Source organism: Streptomyces sp. NPDC001157 (genome assembly GCF_053598255.1).
The window spans coordinates 96,896-116,699 of sequence record NZ_JBSFJW010000010.1 but is presented as its reverse complement, the minus strand read 5'-3'; the positions used below and the strand labels follow the sequence as shown (position 1 = coordinate 116,699).

The 19,804-nt window shown below is 71.2% G+C and carries 17 protein-coding genes; 9 read left to right on the top strand and 8 right to left on the bottom strand.

Translation table 11 applies throughout. The annotated features are described in order from the left end of the window. Positions 1–45: 45 nt before the first annotated feature. Together ACWDAG_RS20150 and ACWDAG_RS20145 are read right to left on the bottom strand one after the other, a co-directional pair. A complete protein-coding gene (locus ACWDAG_RS20150; protein WP_450696946.1) occupies positions 46–429 on the bottom strand; it encodes a GntR family transcriptional regulator in 384 nt (127 codons plus the stop codon). Continuing rightward, a complete protein-coding gene (locus ACWDAG_RS20145) occupies positions 426–1,193 on the bottom strand; it encodes a hypothetical protein (protein ID WP_450696945.1) in 768 nt (255 codons plus the stop codon). The genes ACWDAG_RS20150 and ACWDAG_RS20145 overlap by 4 nt, the downstream gene beginning before the upstream one ends. Positions 1,194–1,453: 260 nt before the next feature. On the opposite strand from ACWDAG_RS20145, the gene ACWDAG_RS20140 reads away from it, so the two are divergent. The 5 genes from ACWDAG_RS20140 to ACWDAG_RS20120 all read left to right on the top strand — a co-directional run bounded on the left by ACWDAG_RS20140 (position 1,454) and on the right by ACWDAG_RS20120 (position 9,192). Continuing rightward, positions 1,454–2,308, top strand: coding sequence for a serine hydrolase (locus ACWDAG_RS20140; protein WP_450696944.1), 855 nt, complete (start codon positions 1,454–1,456; stop codon positions 2,306–2,308). Positions 2,309–2,356: 48 nt separating this feature from the next. Further along, positions 2,357–3,382, top strand: a complete 1,026-nt coding sequence (locus ACWDAG_RS20135) for an esterase-like activity of phytase family protein (RefSeq protein ID WP_450696943.1) — start codon at positions 2,357–2,359, stop codon at positions 3,380–3,382. Positions 3,383–3,480: 98 nt separating this feature from the next. Further along, a complete protein-coding gene (locus ACWDAG_RS20130) occupies positions 3,481–7,200 on the top strand; it encodes an ABC transporter ATP-binding protein (RefSeq protein WP_450696942.1) in 3,720 nt (1,239 codons plus the stop codon). A gap of 77 nt (positions 7,201–7,277) precedes the next feature. Next, positions 7,278–7,673 carry a hypothetical protein gene (locus ACWDAG_RS20125; protein WP_450696941.1) on the top strand — a complete coding sequence of 132 codons (396 nt, stop codon included), beginning with the start codon at positions 7,278–7,280 and terminating at the stop codon, positions 7,671–7,673. 97 nt (positions 7,674–7,770) lie between these two features. After that, positions 7,771–9,192, top strand: a complete 1,422-nt coding sequence (locus tag ACWDAG_RS20120; protein WP_450696940.1) for a S28 family serine protease — start codon at positions 7,771–7,773, stop codon at positions 9,190–9,192. 33 nt (positions 9,193–9,225) lie between these two features. On the opposite strand, the gene ACWDAG_RS20115 is transcribed toward ACWDAG_RS20120, so the two are convergent. From ACWDAG_RS20115 to ACWDAG_RS20105, 3 genes are all read right to left on the bottom strand, one after another. Beyond that, positions 9,226–9,861 (bottom strand): hypothetical protein, encoded by a 636-nt coding sequence (locus ACWDAG_RS20115; protein WP_450696939.1) that lies wholly within the window; start codon positions 9,859–9,861, stop codon positions 9,226–9,228. Positions 9,862–10,026: 165 nt separating this feature from the next. After that, entirely contained in the window at positions 10,027–11,820 is a 1,794-nt protein-coding gene (locus ACWDAG_RS20110; protein WP_450696938.1) for a glycoside hydrolase family 3 protein, read from the bottom strand. A gap of 334 nt (positions 11,821–12,154) precedes the next feature. Then, a complete protein-coding gene (locus tag ACWDAG_RS20105; protein ID WP_450696937.1) occupies positions 12,155–13,072 on the bottom strand; it encodes a LysR family transcriptional regulator in 918 nt (305 codons plus the stop codon). 89 nt (positions 13,073–13,161) lie between these two features. Here ACWDAG_RS20105 and ACWDAG_RS20100 point away from each other — a divergent pair, with 89 nt between their 5' ends. From ACWDAG_RS20100 to ACWDAG_RS20085, 4 genes are all read left to right on the top strand, one after another. After that, a complete protein-coding gene (locus tag ACWDAG_RS20100; RefSeq protein WP_450696936.1) occupies positions 13,162–14,076 on the top strand; it encodes an EamA family transporter in 915 nt (304 codons plus the stop codon). Between the two features lie 4 nt (positions 14,077–14,080). Then, a complete protein-coding gene (gene aroA, locus ACWDAG_RS20095) occupies positions 14,081–15,346 on the top strand; it encodes a 3-phosphoshikimate 1-carboxyvinyltransferase (protein ID WP_450696935.1) in 1,266 nt (421 codons plus the stop codon). Continuing rightward, complete coding sequence (locus ACWDAG_RS20090) at positions 15,339–15,983, top strand: GNAT family N-acetyltransferase (RefSeq protein WP_450696934.1); 645 nt, start codon at positions 15,339–15,341, stop codon at positions 15,981–15,983. The genes aroA and ACWDAG_RS20090 overlap by 8 nt, the downstream gene beginning before the upstream one ends. A 97-nt stretch (positions 15,984–16,080) precedes the next feature. Continuing rightward, complete coding sequence (locus tag ACWDAG_RS20085) at positions 16,081–16,671, top strand: RBBP9/YdeN family alpha/beta hydrolase (RefSeq protein ID WP_450696933.1); 591 nt, start codon at positions 16,081–16,083, stop codon at positions 16,669–16,671. On the opposite strand, the gene ACWDAG_RS20080 is transcribed toward ACWDAG_RS20085, so the two are convergent. From ACWDAG_RS20080 to ACWDAG_RS20070, 3 genes are all read right to left on the bottom strand, one after another. Continuing rightward, positions 16,646–17,899: an MFS transporter gene (locus ACWDAG_RS20080; protein ID WP_450696932.1), complete on the bottom strand. Its 1,254-nt coding sequence runs from the start codon at positions 17,897–17,899 to the stop codon at positions 16,646–16,648. The genes ACWDAG_RS20085 and ACWDAG_RS20080 overlap by 26 nt on opposite strands. 150 nt (positions 17,900–18,049) lie before the next feature. Then, a complete protein-coding gene (locus tag ACWDAG_RS20075) occupies positions 18,050–18,850 on the bottom strand; it encodes a sugar phosphate isomerase/epimerase family protein (protein WP_450696931.1) in 801 nt (266 codons plus the stop codon). An 11-nt stretch (positions 18,851–18,861) separates the two neighbouring features. Further along, positions 18,862–19,794 carry a bifunctional helix-turn-helix transcriptional regulator/GNAT family N-acetyltransferase gene (locus ACWDAG_RS20070; RefSeq protein ID WP_450696930.1) on the bottom strand — a complete coding sequence of 311 codons (933 nt, stop codon included), beginning with the start codon at positions 19,792–19,794 and terminating at the stop codon, positions 18,862–18,864. Positions 19,795–19,804 lie beyond the last annotated feature (10 nt).

The following is a 19,804-nucleotide window of genomic DNA, read 5'->3' as shown; positions in this document are numbered from 1 at the left end:
AGTTGGGGACCCGCCCCGTCCTTGACGGGTTCGGGACCGAGCGCCTCAGTCCGCGTCCGCCAGAACGGAGTGCAGCGCCCGCGTGATCGCAGCGTCATCCGCGCCGAGCGCCCGTGCCTCGTCGCGGAATCGCCGCGCCAGGGGCACGAGTTCCTCGGGTGAAGGGCGCTTGGCCGAAGGGGGCGGGGGCGCCACCCTGGTCCCCGCGCCTCGCCGGGTGTGGATCAGGGCGGCGGCCTCCAGCTCCCGGTAGGCCCGGGCGACTGTTCCGGAGGCCAGTCCCAGGTCGGCGGCCAACTGCCGGATGGGCGGCAGCCGTTCGTTCTCCGGTAGCCGCCCCGAGGAGATCAGCGCTGCGAGCTGGGCGCGGATCTGCTCGTAAGGAGGGACGGGGCTGACGGTGTCCACCCGAACGGTCGGAGCGGTCACCGCTGCGCGGCCTTCGGCGCGAGGGCGGCGAACAGGCACCAGATCGCGGTTCCCAGGGAGACCGTGCAGAGGGAGAAGAGGGCCCAGGCGGCCACGCTGCCGGGCGTGCCCGCGCAGCTCAGTCCGTGCAGCGACCCGGCCGCAGTCCACGCGGCGCCCGCCAGGGGCACGGAGACCAGCAGACCCCACGCCGCGGTGACCGCCGCCGCCCGGTCCCGGCGCTCCTGTTCGTCGCCGGGGCGACGGGTGATGCGTCGCAGGGCGTAGCCGCAGGCAGCGCCGGCGAGGGCCAGGGAGGCGAGGGCCGGAACGGCGTAGAAGGACCCGGGCCACGGGCCGTGGGATTCGGTCACGCCGGAGCAGGTCATCCTCAGCGCGCGTCCCGCCCGGCCCATGTCGTCGGGGGAGCCGATCGCGGTCGCGGTGCTGAGGAGTGCGACGAGCAGGACCGCCTCGACGAGCAGCAGGGCCGTCAGCCGGGGTGGGACCAGGTCGCGGATCCGGCGCGGGGCGAGTCCGGCAGTGCGGACGGTGCCCTGGGGGCGGGCGGTGATGTGTTCGCCGAGCAGTACGCCGGCGACGGCGCACAGGCCGAACGCGGGTATGGCGACGAGGACCCCGGTTCCGAGTCCGCCGGAGCCGTCGACCAGACCGCTCAGCCAGAACGAGAGCAGGACGCCTGCGGTCAGGCCGCCGAAGCGTGCGTAGCGGTCGGCGCGGTCTCGGACGCGGTCTTGGGTCGAAGGCGGAACGGTGTCGAGCATGACGGAACCCCAATGAGTGCCACTTGTATCAAGTCCTAGGTACAAATCGTGTGCACACAAGATGACCCACCCGGGCGCTTGTGTCAAATGCTTGATACAAGGAGGCGGAGTGGCGTGGCCACTGGGGTGAGTTGGCCCCCAATTCATCGAACGCCCGTGCAACTTCCGGCCGTTCCTGTGAGTCATGAGAGGTGAGCGTGCCAACAGTGCGCCAGGGGCGCGCTGTGCGCCCAGAGCCATCAAGATGACGGGGGACCTCCATGACTCACCACATATCCAGACGTGCCCGTGTGCTCGGTGCGGGCATCGCGGCCGGCGTACTCATACCCACCGTGGCTGCCGCGGCGCCCGCCGCGGCCGCCACGACACCGACCGTCAGCTGTACGTCCTCCAAGGCTGCCCTGGCGACCAAACTCCAGAAGGACATCACCGCCGCCCTCACGAACCGCACGGGCACCGTCTCGGTCGGCCTCTACGACCGCTCCACGAACACGACTTGCTCGCTGCGGGCCACCTCTTCCTACGACTCCGCCAGCGCCGTCAAGGTCACCGTCCTCGCCACGCTGCTGTGGGACGCGAAGAAGCACAACCGCTATCTGACCGACACCGAGGCCTCGCTCGCCAAGGCCATGATCACCAAGTCGGACAACACCGCGACCAGCAAGCTGTGGAAGCAGCTGGGCCTGACGAAGATCAACGGCTTCCTCGCCGCCGCCGGCATGACGAAGACCGTCCCCGGCGCGAACGGCTACTGGGGCCTGACCCAGATCAACGTCACCGACGAGCAGAAGCTGCTCAAGCTGATCACCGCGCAGAACACGGTCCTGAGCGACAACTCCCGTGCGTACATCCTGAAGCTGATGAGCCAGGTCATCTCCTCGCAGCGCTGGGGCACACCGTACGGAGCGCCCTCCGGCGTCTCGGTCCACGTCAAGAACGGCTGGCTGCAGCGCTCCACGCACGGCTGGCGGGTGCACAGCCTCGGCACCTTCAACGGCGGCGGCCACGACTACATGATCACGGTGCTCACCTGGGGCAACAGCACCATGAACTACGGCATCAACACCATCCAGGGTGTGGCGAAGGTGATTCACCGGGACCTTGCCGCGAGTTGACCCCTGCCGGTCTCCCGCACGTCACCCACCCGCTCTACGGTGACGGCCATGCGCCTGAGAACCGTACTCGCGACCGTCACCGCGGCCCTGGCGGCGGCCACCAGTCCGACCGCCGCCGGGCCCGCCACCGCCGACACACGGCAGAGCCACGCCTGTTCGCCCTCCGTCTCCATCGACCGTTTCTCCGACGCGCTCGACAAGACGACGTACCAGGGCACCTTCGTCGGCAACTTCTCCGCGCTAGCCGTGGACCGCGACGGCTCGATCGCTGCCCTGGAGGACCGCTCCTCCCTCTTCAGCCTGGACCGTAAGACCCTCGCGCCCAAGTCCGTCGTCCCGCTCGCCGACGAGAAGGGCGCCGCGCTCGACAGCGAGGGCCTGGTCATCGACCGGGACGGCACCCGCCTGATCACTTCGGAGACCGAGCCGTCGATCCGCCGCTACAGCACGGACGGCAGGATCCTCGACCGCCTCCCGGTCCCGTCCTCGCTCCTCGTCGCCCCCGCGGGACGCGCCACGTCCAACCAGACCTTCGAGGGCCTGACCCTGCTCCCCGGCGGCCACACCCTGCTGGCGTCGATGGAGAACGCCATCTCCGGCGACGCCACGAACATCGTCCGCTTCCAGACCTGGGAGCGGACGAAGGACGGGCACTTCCGGCTCGGCGCCCAGTACGCCTACCCGATCGACTCCGGCCTCGGTGTCCCGGAGGTCCAGGCCACCCCCGACGGCCGTCTGCTCGTCCTGGAGCGCGGCTTCACCGCCGGCGTCGGCAACACCGTCCGCCTCTACCTGGCCGACCCGCGCCACGCGACGGACACCAGCGGCATCGAGAACCTGACGGGGCAGTCCGGCGTACGCCTGATCGAGAAGACCCTCCTCACCGACATGGTGACCTGCCCGTCACTGGGAGCGACGGCCAGACAGCCCCAGCGCAACCCGCTCCTCGACAACATCGAGGGAATGGCGATCACCGGGTACTCGAAGGGCCGCCTGAAGGTGCTGCTGGTCAGCGACGACAACCAGAACGCGGCACAGACGACCCGCTTCTACCACCTGCGGGTACGCGTCTGAGTCCCGCCCCTGTTTTGTTGCGGCGGGATGAAATCGCAGCCCGTACGCGTTGGTGCCTTCCGGTAGATCAGGGCTTCTGAACGATGGAGGGCACCCGCGTGGAACCGCAACGGGGATGGGCACGACGGCTGGCGGGATACGCCTGGCGCTACCCCAAGGACGTCCTGCTCGCCCTCGGCTCCTCCCTCGGCGGCATGGCCGTCACGGCGCTGGTTCCGCTGGTCACCAAGGTGATCATCGATGACGTCATCGGTGCCCACAGCCGCCGTATGGCCCCGTGGGCGGGCGCCCTGCTCGGCGCCGCCGTCCTCGTCTACGTCCTCACCTACGTACGCCGCTACTACGGCGGCCGCCTCGCCCTCGACGTCCAGCACGATCTGCGGACCGAGATGTTCGAGACGATCACCCGGCTCGACGGGCGCCGCCAGGACGAGCTGTCCACCGGGCAGGTCGTCGGCCGCGCCACCAGCGACCTCCAGCTGATCCAGGGCCTGCTGTTCATGCTCCCGATGACCATCGGGAACCTCCTGCTCTTCCTGATCTCCCTGGTGATCATGGCCTGGCTGTCGCTCCCGCTGACGCTGGTCGCCCTCGCCGTGGCCCCTGCCCTGTGGTGGATCGCCAAGCGCAGCCGCTCCAAGCTGCACCCCGCCACCTGGTACGCCCAGGCCCAGGCCGCCGCCGTCGCAGGTGTGGTCGACGGCGCCGTCAGCGGCGTACGCGTGGTGAAGGGGTTCGGGCAGGAGGACCAGGAGACCGGGAAGCTCAGGGAGGTCGGGCGCAAGCTCTTCGCCGGGCGGCTGCGCACCATCCGGCTGAACTCCGTCTACACCCCGGCCCTTCAGGCCGTTCCCGCCCTCGGCCAGGTCGCCATGCTGGCGCTGGGCGGCTGGCTGGCCGTCCGCGGGCACATCACCCTCGGCACCTTCGTCGCCTTCTCCACCTACCTCGCCCAGCTGGTCGGCCCGGTCCGCATGCTCGCCATGGTCCTCACGGTCGGGCAGCAGGCGCGCGCCGGCACCGAGCGCGTCCTGGAGCTGATCGACACCGAGCCGTCCCTGACGGACGGGACGAAGGAACTTCCCGCCGACGCACCCGCGACCGTCGAGTTCGACGACGTGTCCTTCGGGTACGACCATGAGCGCCCCGTTCTCGACGGGCTCAGCTTCGAGATCCGCCCGGGTGAGACCCTCGCCGTCGTCGGCTCCTCCGGCTCCGGCAAGTCCACGGTCTCCCTCCTCCTGCCGCGCTTCTACGACGTCACCCACGGCGCCGTCCTCATCGGCGGCCACGACGTCCGCGAGCTCACCCTCGACTCGCTGCGGGCCGCGATCGGGCTGGTCCCCGAGGACTCCTTCCTCTTCTCGGACACCGTGCGCAACAACATCGCCTACGGCCGTCCGGACGCCACCGACGAGCAGATCGAGGCCGCCGCGCGTGCCGCCCAGGCGGACCGTTTCATCACCGAGCTCCCGGACGGTTACGACACCAAGGTCGGCGAGCACGGCCTGACCCTCTCCGGCGGGCAGCGCCAGCGTGTCGCCCTCGCCCGCGCGATCCTCACCGACCCGCGCCTGCTCGTCCTCGACGACGCCACGTCCGCCGTGGACGCCCGCGTGGAGCACGAGATCCACGAGGCGCTGAAGCAGGTCATGCAGGGCCGCACGACTCTGCTGATCGCGCACCGCCGCTCCACCCTCAACCTCGCCGACCGCATCGCCGTCCTAGACGCCGGCCGCCTCGCCGACATCGGCACCCACGAGGAGCTGCAGGAACGGTCCGCCCTCTACCGCCGTCTCCTCACCGACCCCGACGAGCTCGGCGGCGTCTCACCGGGGCACACCCAGCCCTCCGCACCGGCCGAGGACACCTCGGTACGGGACGAGCTGGATGCCGAGTTCGACGCCGAGCGCGGTCTGACGCCCCGGCTGTGGACCGGCGACCGCGAGCCCAAGGACACCGCGCTGGCCGGGATGCCCGCCACCCCCGAACTCCTCGCCGAGGTCGACGCGCTGCCGCCGGCGACCGACACCCCGGACATCGACGAGGCGCGGGCGGTGCGGCCGGAGGAGTCGTACGGTCTGAAGCGGCTGCTGCGTGGCTTCGGGCTGCCGCTGCTGGTCAGCCTGGGGCTCGTCGCCGTGGACGCGGGGATGAGCCTGCTGCTGCCGATCATGATCCGGCAAGGCATCGACCAGGGCGTCACCAAGCTCGCCCTGGGTGCGGTCTGGTCGGCCTCGCTGCTGGCGCTGCTGGCCGTGGTGGTGCAGTGGGCGGCCCAGCGGGGCGAGACCCGGATGACGGGACGCACCGGGGAGCGGGTCCTGTACTCGCTCCGTCTGAAGATCTTCGCCCAGCTCCAGAGGCTCGGACTCGACTACTACGAGCGGGAGTTGACCGGCCGGATCATGACGCGGATGACGACGGACGTCGACGCGCTGTCGACCTTCCTGCAGACCGGTCTGGTCACCGCCTTCGTCTCCGTCGTCACCTTCTTCGGCATCATGGTCGCCCTGCTCGTGATCGACGTGCAGCTGGCACTCGTGGTCTTCGCCACGCTGCCGCCGCTGATCGTCGCCACGTTCTTCTTCCGCCGGGCGAGTGTGAAGGCGTACGAACTGGCCCGTGAGCGGGTGTCGGTGGTGAACGCCGACCTCCAGGAGTCCGTCTCCGGGCTGCGGATCGTGCAGGCCTTCCGGCGCGAGGGCGACGGCGGCCGGCGGTTCACGGAGCGCAGCGACAGCTACCGCAAGGCCCGTATCCGGGGGCAGTGGCTGATCTCGATCTACTTCCCGTTCGTACAGCTGCTGTCGTCCGTGGCCGCCGCTGCCGTGCTGATCGCGGGTGCGGGCCGGGTCGACGCCGCCACGCTCACGACCGGAGCGCTGGTCGCGTACCTCCTCTACATCGACCTGTTCTTCGCCCCGGTCCAGCAGCTCTCGCAGGTCTTCGACGGCTACCAGCAGGCCACCGTCTCCCTCGGCCGCATCCAGGAGCTCCTCCAGGAGCCGACCTCCACCAAGGCAGCCGACGAACCCCTTGAGGTGCTGTCCCTCCGCGGCGAGGTCGCCTTCGAGGACGTGCACTTCGCCTACGGCGACGACGAAGAGGCGCTCGGCGGCATCGAGCTGAGCATCCCGGCGGGCCAGACGGTCGCGTTCGTCGGTGAGACGGGCGCAGGCAAGTCGACCCTGGTCAAGCTGGTGGCGCGCTTCTACGACCCCACGGGCGGCCGGGTCACGGTCGACGGCCAGGACCTGCGGTCGCTGGACATCACCTCCTACCGCCACCGTCTCGGCGTCGTCCCGCAGGAGGCGTACCTCTTCCAGGGCACCGTGCGCGACGCCATCGCCTACGGCCGCCCGGACGCCACCGACGCCGAGGTCGAGGCGGCGGCCCGCGCGGTCGGCGCGCACGAGATGATCGCCACGCTCGACGGCGGCTACCTCCACGAGGTCGCCGAACGCGGCCGCAACCTCTCGGCCGGCCAGCGCCAGCTGATCGCCCTGGCCCGCGCGGAACTCGTCGACCCCGACATCCTCCTCCTCGACGAGGCCACGGCCGCCCTGGACCTGGCCACCGAGGCCCAGGTCAACCAGGCCACGGACCGCCTCGCAGGCCGCCGCACCACACTCGTGGTGGCCCACCGCCTGACCACCGCGGCCCGCGCGGACCGCGTCGTGGTCATGGATCACGGCAGGATCGTCGAGGACGGCACACACGAGGAGCTGCTCGCGCTGGAGGGCGGGTACGCCGCGCTGTGGCGGACGTTCATCGGGGAGGCCGAGCCCGAGGAGCCGGTGGGCGCGTCGTACTGACGGTCATGCAACCATCCGACATACGTCGTGCGTCCGTACACCCGTACGCTTATCGCCGGGGTACGGGAGGGATCACAGTGGACAGTGGTGCGATACGGCGGCGGTTCGGGGCGTTGCTTGCCGTCCTGGCCGCCTCTGGGCTGCTGGCGCTCGCGGCGCCGGGGGAGGCGCAGGCCGCCGACTCCTCGTCCTGCGCGGGCCGCAAGATCAGGACGTTCACCTTCTCCACCGGCTCCGTGAAGCTGTACAGGAGCGGCAACTACCTGTGCGCCATCACCGTCCCCAAGAGCGCCGGCGGCAAGCGCCCGATGATGGTCAGCCTGCAGGCGCGCGGCTTCGAGCCCGTCGTCGACAAGGGGATGTTCACCCGGCACGCCGGCCCGGTCCGCTCGTACGTCGGACACCGCAAGGTGTGGATCAGGGGCTCGGTCGGCCGGGGGTCGTACGACTCCGGTGGCTGGCAGCGCTACTAAACCGCCAATCACAGCAGCAATCCCTCATCTCCCCTGGTGCGCAACGGAGTTGCTCCGATAGCTTCCGCAGGCACATCTGATTCACAGGGGAGGGTGCATGCGCAAGGCGCTCAGATGGCTGCTCGCGCTCGCCGTGCTCATAGGCACGTTGAGCACGGCGGGGGCGGCCACCGCCGCACAGCCGGAGGCCACCGGAACGACCGACATCAAGGATCAGTTGCTCTCCATACCGGGGATGAGCCTGATCGAGGAGAAGCCGTACACCGGCTACCGCTTCTTCGTCCTGAACTACACCCAGCCGGTCGACCACCGCGACCCGTCCAAGGGCACGTTCCAGCAGCGGATCACCGTGCTGCACAAGGACGTCAGCCGCCCGACGGTGTTCTACACCAGCGGCTACAACGTCTCCACGACCCCCAGCCGCCGCGAGCCGACCCAGATCGTGGACGGCAACCAGGTCTCTATGGAGTACCGCTTCTTCACGCCCTCCCGGCCCGCCCCGGCCGACTGGAGCAAGCTGGACATCTGGCAGGCGGCCAGCGACCAGCACCGTATCTTCCAGGCGCTGAAGTCCGTCTACACCAAGAAGTGGATCTCGACGGGCGGTTCGAAGGGCGGCATGACCGCCACGTACTACGAGCGCTTCTATCCGCGCGACATGGACGGCGTCGTCGCGTACGTCGCCCCGAACGACGTCGTCGACAACGAGGACTCCGCCTACGACCGCTTCTTCACCAAGGTCGGCACCAAGGAGTGCCGCGACCGGCTGAACGCCGTGCAGCGCGAGGCGCTGGTGCGCCGGGAACCGCTGGAGAAGAAGTACGCGGCCTACGCGGCGGACAACGGCTACACCTTCCACACCATCGGCAGCCTGGACCGGGCGTACGAGGCCGTCGTCCTCGACTACGTCTGGGGCTTCTGGCAGTACAGCCTGCTGCGCGACTGCGCCACCATCCCGGCGGACGCCAAGACCGCGACCGACCAGGCGATCTGGGACTCCGTGGACAGCATCTCCGGCTTCTCCTTCTACACGGACCAGGGCCTGGAGCCGTACACGCCGTACTACTACCAGGCGGGCACCCAGCTGGGCGCGCCGGACATCCACTTCCCGTACATCGAGAAGCAGTACATCCGCTACGGCTACGAGTCGCCGCGCAACCTGGTCCCGCGCGACATCCCGATGAAGTTCCAGCCGTACGCGATGCGCGACGTCGACTCCTGGGTGCGGCACCACGCGCACCACATGCTCTTCGTCTACGGCCAGAACGACCCGTGGGGCGCGGAGCGCTTCCGCGTCGGCAAGGGCGCGAAGGACGCGTACGTCTTCACGGCACCGGGCCTGAACCACGGCGCCAACGTCGCCGGCCTGGTCGCGGACCAGAAGGCGCTGGCCACCGCCCGCATCCTGCAGTGGGCCGGGGTTCCCGCCGCCTCCACGGCGCGGGCGAAGCCGCTGGCCAGGTTCGACAGCAGGCTGGACGTACGGGACGTGGAGCGCGAGCCGGCTCTGCGGCCGTAAGGCAGCAACTCCCGTGCTGCGCCCGGCGGTTGTTCACACCCGTCGGGCGCAGCCCACGGCTTGCGCGCCGTCCAGCTGCACATACAGCGCCGTCCCCGCGGGGCACTGGGCGCGCCTGGCGGCCGCCTTCGCCACCTTGTACTGCGGTTTCCTCGTGCCGCTGCCGTCGCACGCCGTCTCGCGGACCTGTCCGTTCCCGGAGTCGTAGACGCAGTCGCCGACGATGGTGCGGGGGCCGCCCCCGCCGCCCGGGTCGCCGGGGTGCGGCGGCTCCAGGTTGCGCATACAGGCGTAGCCCTGCGGGATCGAGCCGTCGCCGTCCTCGTCGGAGGACGGGCTCTGCCGGCTGATGTGCAGCACGAAGTCCGTGGTCGCCGGGCACAGCGGACCGTCGCCCGCCCTGCCGTCGTAGCGCGCCACGACCCGGGCCGCCGCCCGCTCGCTGGTGCACGGCACCTCGGTGAAGCTCGTCGAGCCGAACGAACTGCACTCGTCGACGGCGAGGAACACCGCCCCGTAGCCGGAGGGCTGGGTCGTGGTCGCCTTCGGCTTCGCGTCGGCCCGGCCGTCCTTGTCCGCCCCGGACCTCAGGACCTGGCAGCCGGTCAGCAGGGCAGCGACCAGTACCAGCAGTGCGCAGACCACCCCCACGGCACTTCTCTCACGCATCGCGATCCCCCCGGGCACCTCCCCAGATGACCCGCATCCAGCGTGACCCGCCGCAGCGGGCGCACGCCAGACGCGCGGGAGGCTTTGGGCCAGTTTGGGGTTGCACGCCGGGTGCGTGACGTATGCGCCCTACGCCCCGCGTACGGGGTACTGAGTGCAGGGGTTCTAGTACGTCAGTCCGTATCCGATGGGGTACAGCACCTGCGCCGGATCGTCCGCCTGCTGCACGGGAACGGGCAGTTTCCCGCGCGGCGCCGCCTTCCCCGCGATGACGCGCGCCGCTGCCCGCAGCTCCACGTCCGTCCACGAGTACGAAGCCAAGTGGGCGGACGCAGAGGGGAGTTGGGCCACGTCGTACGGGTTGCGGATCGCGATCGCGACCACCGGCCGCCCGGTCGCGGCCAGCTGCTCGACCAGCGTGCGCTGCGAGCTGCCCGCGGTGACGTTGTAGGTGCCCACGACCACCGCGTCCGCGTCCTGCGCCGCCGCGACCGCCGCGGCGATGGTGGCCGCGGAGGGGGCCGTACCCGTGGACAGGGCGGTGGCGGTGAAGCCCAGTTCGGTGAGGGCGGCCGCGAGGACGCCGGTGGGCGGTCCCGTCGTACCGGACGGGGAGGCCGGGTCAGCGCCGACGACCAGGACCTTCCGGTGTGCGCGCCGGGACAGCGGCAGCAGGCCCGCCTTGTTGACCAGCAGGGTCGTCGTGCGCTCGGCGATGCGGTCGGCGGCGGCCAGGTGCGCGGCCGTGCCCACGGTCCGGTCGACGCCCTTCTGGCTGACGTAGGGGGCGTCGAAGAGCCGTAGCCGGGCCTTGAGTCTGAGGATGCGCAGGATCGACTCGTCCAGCCGGGACTCGGTGAGCTCCCCGTCGTGTACGGCCTTCAGGACGGCGTTCCAGGCGGTGGCGAGGTCGGGCGGGTTGAGGAGCTGGTCGACGCCGGCCTTGAGGGCGAGCACGGGGACGCGGTCGTCGCCGTACTTGGTCCGTACGCCCTGCATGCCCAGGGAGTCCGTCACCACCACCCCGTCGTAGCCGAGCTCCTCGCGCAGGATGCCGGTGAGGATCGGGTGGGAGAGGGTGGCCGGATCGCCCGAGTCGTCCAGGGCCGGGAACTGGATGTGCGCCGTCATGATCGAGTCGATGCCCGCCCTGACGGCCGCCCGGAACGGCACCGCGTCCAGCTTCTCCCACAGCTGGCGGCTGTGGGTGATGACCGGGAAGCCGTAGTGGCTGTCGACAGCCGTGTCGCCGTGCCCGGGGAAGTGCTTGGCGGTCGCGGCGACCGACGACCTCTGATACCCCGCGACCTCGGCGGCGACCAGCCCGGCCACCGCTTCCGGGTCGGCACCGAAGGAACGGACGCCGATGACCGGGTTGGCCGGGTTGATGTTCACGTCGGCGTCGGGGGAGTAGTCCTGGTTGATGCCCATCGCGCGCAGTTCGGCGCCGGAGATGCGGCCGAGGGTGCGGGCGTCGTCGCGGGAGCCGCCGGCGCCCATGGCCATGGCGCCCGGGAAGAGGGTGGCGGGCTTGCCGACGCGGCAGACGATGCCGTGTTCCTGGTCGGTGGTGATGAGCACGGGCAGGCCGCGGGGCTGGGTGAGGGAGGCGCGCTGGATGCCGTTGGAGAGGTCGGCGATCTGGTGCGGGTCCTTGGTGTTGTGCGCCCAGGTGAAGTAGATGATGCCGCCGACGCGGTACTTGGTGATCAGCTCGGCGGCCGTGCGGACGCCGATCTCCTTGAGGTTGGCGTCGATGTCGGCCTGGTCCGGGTCGGTGGCCGAGTGGCCGTAGACCCGCATGACGAAGAGCTGGCCGACCTTCTCCTCCAGGGTCATACGGGAGACGAGGGAGCGGAGTTTCTTGTCGCCGGGGGTGCCGGCACTGGCGGTGGTGCCGACGGCCAGAGCCGCGGTGACGCCTGCGCCGGCGGCGAGGACGGTACGTCTGGAGGGCACGTGCGCTCCTTCCGGAGTGATCCGTGGGAGATCAGCTGAAGGAAACTTCCGTGAGGGACTCAATATCCGGGAAGTTTCTGCCAGTCAAGGGAGCGCGCACACGGCCGGGGCCTTCGAAGAGGGGCCGCCATCGGCGCTGTTGGAGGGGGGCGCGCCGATGGCGGCGTGCTGCCGGCCGCAGTACGGCGGAGAGGGTGGAGTCAGCGATCGCAGCCAGCAGCGAGGGCCGACACCGCACGGCGGAGACTCATCCGGCAGCTTGCGGGTTGGACGAACCGTGTTCGGGGCGGGTTCCCGCCTTCCCCGCGATTCCCGGAAGTTGGTGCCCGAGGGCTCAACGGGACGGGTGGGACATGATGCTCGGCCACTGCTCCTGCAGAGTGCGTACGGTCTCTGCGATCGCCGGACGACGAGCGGCTCCTTTGCGCCACAGGGCGTACAGGCGTCGTACGGGAGTGGGATCGAGGCGCACCTCCACGACCCCGGCGGGCAGCGGGCCGCGGCCCAGGCGCGGGACGAGACAGATGCCGAGGCCGCCGGCTACCAGCGCGACGAGTGTCGGATTCTCGTCGGCCTGGTGGACGATCTCCGGCTCGTGCCCGACGGCCCGCATCGTCCGCACCAGCCATTCGTGGCAGACCCGCCCCGGCGGCTGGCACACCCACCGCTCCCCGCCCAACTCCTCGCGCCGCACGGACTCCCGCCCGGCGAAGGGGTGGCCGACGGGCACCAGCAGCGTGCTGCGGTCGTCGCCGATCACCGCGTGCTCGGCGCCCGACGGCACGGGCAGCGGCGCGATGTCCCAGTCGTGCACCACGGCCAGGTCGACCGCGCCCTTGGCGACCAGGTCCACGGAGAGATGCGGGTCGATCTCGGTGAGCCGGGCGTCGAGGGCGGGGTGCCGGGTGGCCAGGTCGGCGAGCACGGCGGGCATCAGGCCGCGCGCCGCCGAGGCGAACGCGGCGATCGTCAGCCGCCCCGCCGGCACCCCGCGCCGCTCCTCCAGCGCGGTCTCGGCCCGCTCGACGATGGCGAGCAACTCCTGCGCCGTATCCACGAGTTGATGGGCCTCGGGGGTCAGCCGCACCCCTCGTCCCTCTCTCTCCAGGAGTACGGTCCTGGTCTCCCGCTCCAGCTTGGCGATCTGCTGCGACACGGCGGAGGGCGTGTACCCGAGCGCGGCGGCCGCCGCTCCCACGGTCCCGTGGACGGAGACGGCGTGCAGGGCGCGCAGGCGTTGGAGATCGAGCAAGAGAGCCCCCATTCATCAGCGTTGCTTCATCCGACCATGCAGTAATCATCGCTGGTGCTACATGGTCGTGGGGCCTGATGCTCGAACGCATGCGACCTGCACACCTTGCTCTCGCCGTGGTCGTCGCCGCCGTCTGGGGCGTGAACTTCACGGTCATCGAGATCGGCCTCGACCACTTCCCTCCGTTGCTGTTCTCGGCACTGCGCTTCTTCGCCGCGGCACTGCCGGCCGTCTTCCTCGTGGGCCGCCCGAAGGTGGCGTGGAGGTGGGTGCTGGCGGTGGGGCTGGTGCTCGGCGTGGCCAAGTTCGGGCTGCTGTTCATCGGCATGGACGCCGGGATGCCGGCCGGACTGTCGTCGCTGGTCGTGCAGATCCAGGCGGTGTTCACGGCCGGGGTGGCCTTCGTCGTCCTGGGCGAACGTCCCTCCGCGATACGTGTGTCGGGCATGGCGGTGGCGCTGGCGGGCATCGGTGTCGCGGCGGTGGACGAGGGCACCTCGGGCCCGCTCGGTGCCTTCGCGCTGGTGATCGGCGCGGCGGCCTGCTGGGGCGTCTCGAACGTCCTGACCCGCAAGGCGGCCCCGCCGGACGCGCTGAACTTCATGGTGTGGGTGAGCACGGTCCCGGTGCTGCCGCTGCTCTGCCTGTCGCTGCTGCTGGAAGGGCCGGGCAGGGACTACGACGCGCTGCGCGCTCTGGACTGGCAGGGCGCCGGCACGGTCGTCTACGTGGCCTGGGTGACGACGGTGTTCGGCTTCGGGGCGTGGGGGTGGCTGCTGCGCCGGTACCCGGCGTCGACGGTCGCGCCGTTCTCCCTCCTCGTCCCGGTCTTCGGGGTGTCGTCGGCGGCCGTCTTCCTGGGGGAGGGGGTGAGCCCGCTGCGGTGGTGTGCGGGGGCGCTGCTGGTGGGCGGGGTGGGGCTGGCGTCGGTGACGCGGGGGCGACGGGAAGTGGTCCATCCCGTGGACGAGGAGGCGATCGAGCCCGTACTCGGCCGATCATGAGGGCATGCCCCTGGTCACGATCCCCGGTTCCAAGTCCATCACCGCCCGCGCGCTGTTCCTGGCGGCGGCGGCCGACGGAGTCACCACCCTCGTACGCCCCCTGCGCTCGGACGACACCGAGGGGTTCGCCGAGGGGCTGGTGCGGCTCGGGTATCGCGTCGGGCGGACCCGGGACGCCTGGCAGGTGGACGGCCGTCCGCAGGGCCCTGCGGTGAGCGAGGCGGACGTGTACTGCCGGGACGGCGCCACCACGGCCCGCTTCCTGCCGACACTGGCGGCGGCGGGACACGGGACGTACCGCTTCGACGCCTCCGCCCAGATGCGGCGCCGTCCCCTGCTGCCCCTGACCCGCGCCCTGCGCGACCTCGGAGTCGACCTGCGGCACGAGGAGGCGGACGGACACCACCCGCTCACGGTGCGGGCGGTGGGGGTCGAGGGCGGCGAGGTGGTCCTGGACGCGGGGCAGTCCTCGCAGTACCTGACGGCGCTGCTGCTGCTGGGCCCGCTGACCCGGAAGGGCCTGCGGATCCGCGTCACCGACCTGGTGTCCGTGCCCTATGTGGAGATCACGATCGCGATGATGCGGGCGTTCGGGGCGGAGGTGCAGCGGGAGGGCGAGGTGTTCGTGGTCCCGCCGGGCGGCTACCGGGCGACCACGTACGCGATCGAGCCCGACGCTTCGACGGCGAGTTACTTCTTTGCCGCGGCCGCGGTGACACCGGGCGCCGAGGTGACGGTGCCGGGGCTGGGCACGGGGGCGCTGCAGGGCGACCTCGGCTTCGTCGACGTGCTGCGGAGGATGGGCGCCGAGGTGTCGGTGCGCCCGGACGGCACGACGGTCAGGGGTACGGGGGTGCTGCGCGGCCTGACGGTCAACATGCGGGACATCTCGGACACGATGCCGACGCTGGCGGCGATCGCACCGTTCGCGGACGGGCCGGTGCGGATCGAGGACGTGGCGAACACCCGGGTGAAGGAGTGCGACCGGCTGGAGGCCTGCGCGGAGAACCTGCGACGGCTCGGGGCCGAGGTGTCGACGGGCCCGGACTGGATCGAGATCCTGCCGGGCGCCCCCCTCACCCAGGGCTCCGGGATCAAGTCGTACGGCGACCACCGCATCGTGATGTCCTTCGCGGTCACCGGCCTGCGGGTGCCGGGTATTTCGTTCGACGACCCCGGCTGCGTGCGGAAGACTTTCCCCGGTTTCCATGAGGCCTTCGCCGAGTTGCGGGGGCAGTTGCCGGGGCAGGGGGTTCACGGGGATGGCTGACGGTGGCGGTTACCGGCTCGAAGGCCCGGTGCTGGAAGGCAGGTTGGTGCGCCTGGAGCCGTTGGAGCACCGGCATGCCGTCGACCTGGCCGTGGCCGTGGAGGAGGAGCGCGGCACATACGACTTCACGTGGGTGCCGAGAGCCGACGAGGTGCGCGGCTACATCGACGCACAACTCGCCCGCGCGGCCACGGGGCGGCTCGCACCGTACGCGCAGGTGTCGGTCGCGACCGGGCGGGCGGTGGGCGCCACCTCGTACTGGGAGCCGCGGTGCTGGCAGTCGGACGACCGGCTCGACGCCGTGGAGGTCGGGTTCACCTGGCTGGCCCGGTCCGCGCAGGGCACGGGCATCAACGCCGAGGCCAAGCTGCTGCTCTTCCGGCACGCCTTCGAGGTGTGGGGCGTGTCGCGGGTCGACCTGAAGACGGACGCGCGCAACAGCCGCTCCAGGGCGGCGATCCAGAGCGCCGGGGCGCGCTTCGAGGGCGTACTCAGGAACTGGTCGCGGTCCTGGGTGCCGGGGGAGGAGGGGCGGCTGCGCGACTCCGCGATCTTCTCCATCACGGCGGCGGAGTGGCCGGAGTCCCGGGAGCGGTTGGAGCAGCGGGTGGCACGGTTCGTTGCGGCCGGGGTGTAGCCGGCCGGGTCCTGCTCAGCGGCAGTTGATCCCGCACCGGCCTCTCAGCACCGGATCCCCCTGGACCGACAGGACGGCGATCGGAAACCATCGCCCCATGACCGCGAAGCACTTCCTCATCCTCCACGGCTGGCAGAACCACCGCCCCGAGGCCCATTGGCAGCACTGGCTCGCCGACCGTCTCACCGGACTCGGCCACCACGTCGCCTACCCCCAGCTGCCCGACCCCGACGACCCGAGCCTGGAGGTCTGGCTGTCGGAGCTGACCCGCCACCTCGACGACCTCCGGGGCTCCGAACGGGTCGTCCTCGCGCACAGCGCCTCCGTCCTGCTCTGGCTGCACGCCGTCTCCCGTGGGCTGGTGAAGGACGGCGCCGTCGACCGCGTACTGCTGGTCGCCCCGCCGTCCGCCTCCGTCCTCGCCCGGCTCCCCGAGGTGGCCGAATTCGCCCCGCCCGCCCTCGACTTCACCCTCCCCGCCCCCACCCGTCTCGTCGCGGGCGACGACGACCCGTACTGCCCTGAGGGTGCCCGGGACGTCTTCGGCGACCCCCTGCGCATCCCCACCGACCTCCTCCCCGGCGCGGCCCACCTCGACCTCGACGCCGGTTACGGCTCCTGGCCCGCCGTACTGGAGTGGTGCCTGGACCCGACGGCGCGGCTCACGGTGCGTCCGGCACGGGCGTAGCGGCTGTTTTGGCCCGCAGTTCCGGGGTGCTCGCTCCCACCGACAGCACCGCCAGCAGGCAGAGCAGGCCGCCGGTGACCAGGGCTGTCGCTCCCGAGGTCCAGTCGGCGACCAGGCCGCCCCGGAGATTGCCGATGTTGGGCCCGGCCTGGCCGACGATCTGCTCGGCCGACGTCACCCGGCCCAGCAGGGAGTCCGGGGTACGGGTCTGCACGATCGTGCTGCGCGCGACCACCGAGGCATTGTCGGCTGCGCCGGCGACGACCAGACAGACAAGTCCCGCCCACGGGCTGCTCATCAGGCCGAACGCGGCCAGCGCCACGCCCCACGTCCCCGCGCCGAACAGCATCACCAGACCGGGGCGGCCGAGCCGGGTGACGGCCCCGGAGAACACCGACGACACGATGCCGCCGACGGAGATCGCGGACAGGAACAGGCCGAGCGTGCGCGGGTTGCCGCCGAAGCGCTCGGCGTTGACCAGCGGAAACAGACTGACCGGCATCGACAGCACGGTGGCCGCCAGGTCGGTGATCAGGGCGCCGCGCACCACCCGGTGCCCGTACAGGAAGCGCAGGCCGTCGAGCACTCCGTGCAGTCCGGCCCGGGACGGCTCGCCCTCCGGCGGCAGCGCGGGCAGCCCGAAGGCGCCGTAGAAGGCGAGCGCGAAGCTCAGCGCGTCCACCAGGTAGCAGAAGCCGATGCCCGCCCAGCCGATCAGCAGACCGCCCAGGGCCGGGCCGAGGAGCATCATCGTCGTGAACGACATCATGTTCAGCGCCAGCCCGGCCGGCACCTGCTCCTTCGGCAGCAGCCGCGGCACGAACACCCCTGCCGCCGGGCCGCCCACCGCACCGAAGCCGTACTGCGCGGCCACCAGCGCCAGTACGACGGCCACCGGCACATGACCGGTGAACCCCTGCACCGCGAGCAGCAGCGAACAGACCGCCTGGGCAACGGTGCCGAACAGGAAGATACGGCGCCGGTCCCCACGGTCCACCCACGCGCCGGCGAACAGTCCCACGACGACGGTCGGCAACGCAGCCGCCAGACCCACCGCACCGGTCCAGACCGTGCTGTGCGTCATGTCCCAGACCTGGTACATGACGGTCACCATGGTCATGAACGTGCCGAGCACGGACACGGTCCGCCCGATCAGCAGCCGCCGGAACAGCGGGGAGGTGCGCAGCGGCCGCACGTCGACGAGGGCCCGGCCGAGGTCGAGGCTCATGAGGACATGACGAGACCGGGAGCGGGCGGCGCAGGCATGCGGGGGACGCTATACGGCAGCCCGCACACCCGGCGACCGAATTACCGCCAGTGGTGCCGCGCCCCGAAGCGCCCCGCGGCGCAGCCGCACATCGGCACCCCAAGCGGAGCGCTACGCGCACTCGTTGAGCAGCCGCCCCAAATGCTCGCGCCCCGCGGCAAGCAGCTCCGGCAGCGGCGCGGCCTCCTCGTACCACCGCTTCTCGTACTCCCAGCACAGCCAGCCGTCCCAGCCGTGCCGGGAGAGGACCTCGACCGTCTCGGTGAGCGGGAGCACGCCGGCGCCGAGGGCGAGCGGGGTCGTGTCCTCGGCGGAGGCGATGTCCTTGACCTGGACGTAGCCGAGGTACGGGGAGAGCGCCGCGTACGACTCCGAGGGCTGTTCGCCGCCCAGCCAGGTGTGCATGACGTCCCAGAGGGCGCCGACGTGGCGGTGCCCGACCCGCCCGAGGATGCGGATCGCGTCGGCGGCCCTGCGGTGCGAGTCGTGGGTTTCGAGGAGGATGCGTACGCCGAGGTCGGCGGCGTACTCCGCCGCCGTGCCGAGCCGTCGCGCGGCCGTCGCGTCGGCGCGCTCGGTGCTCTGCTCGTGGCCGCCGCCCGGGAACACCCGGACGTACGGGGCGCCGAGGTCGCGGGCGAGGTCGAGGAGGCCACGGATCTCGTCGATCACCGGACCGTCGTCGCCGGGAGCGGCCACCCGCGCGTACCCGGCGAGGCCCAGCACCTCGACGCCGCCCGCCTTGAACTCGGCGGCCACGTCCGCCCGCTGGGCGAGGTCGATGCCGGGGTGGACCGGCTCCTCCGGATGCGCGCGCAGCTCGACGCCGTGGTAGCCGTGGGTGGCCGCGAGCCGGACCACGTCCGGGAGGGGCAGGCCGGGGACGCCGAGGGTGGAGAACGCCAGTCTCATGGTCCCTACTGTCACTCGGGGGTGCCGTACAGGTCCAGGCGCCAGTCCTGGCCGTTCAGGTCCTTTCCGAAAGAACGGTGCGGTTTCTCCGCGACGAGCACGAAGCCGTGGCGCTGGTAGATGCGGCGGGCGGCGGCCAGGACGTCGTTGGTCCACAGGACGAGCTCGCGGTACCCGACACCGCGGGCGAAGTCGACGACGGCCCGCACGAGCCGGTCGCCGATGCCGAGCCCGCGCGCATCCGGCTCGACCAGCAGCAGCCGCAGCCGGGCGGTGCCGGGCGCCTCGTCCCGTACGCACATCACGCACCCCACCGGCCGCCCGTCGATCTCGGCGATCCACACCCGCTCCAGATGCGGATCGTGATCCTCCGCGAAGTCGGCGACGATCCGCGCCACCAGCCCCTCGTAGTCGGTGTTCCAGCCGAATTCGGACGCATACAGCGCGGCGTTGCGCTGGACGATCCAGCCGAGGTCGCCAGGGGCCGGTTCGCGCAGGACGACGTCCTCGGGGCGGGGCGGCCGCCCCTCGGAGAGGATCTCGCGGACGGCTCGCATCGCCTCCGCCAGGCGCGGCCGGTCGGCGGAGGGCACGGTGGACAGCAGCGCGCCCACGGATTCGTTCGCACGCTCGGCGAGCAGCGCGGCGGTCTCGCGGCCGCGGGACGTGAGCGAGACGCGCCGACGCCGGGTGTCACTGTCGGACGGCGTGCGCTCGATCAGCCCGTTCTCCTCGAACTTGTTGAGGATCCGGCTCAGGTACCCGGCGTCCAGGGAGAGTTCGGCCCGCAGGTCGGCCGCGTCCGTACGCGGGGAGTGCGCCAGTTCGTACAGCACGCGGGACTCGGTCAGGGTGAACGGGGCGTACAGCTGACGGCTGTAGTCGAGGGCGCCGATGACGTTCGTGTAGAAGCGGTTGAAGGTGCGGATGTCCTGGACGGTCATGAGTGTCCAC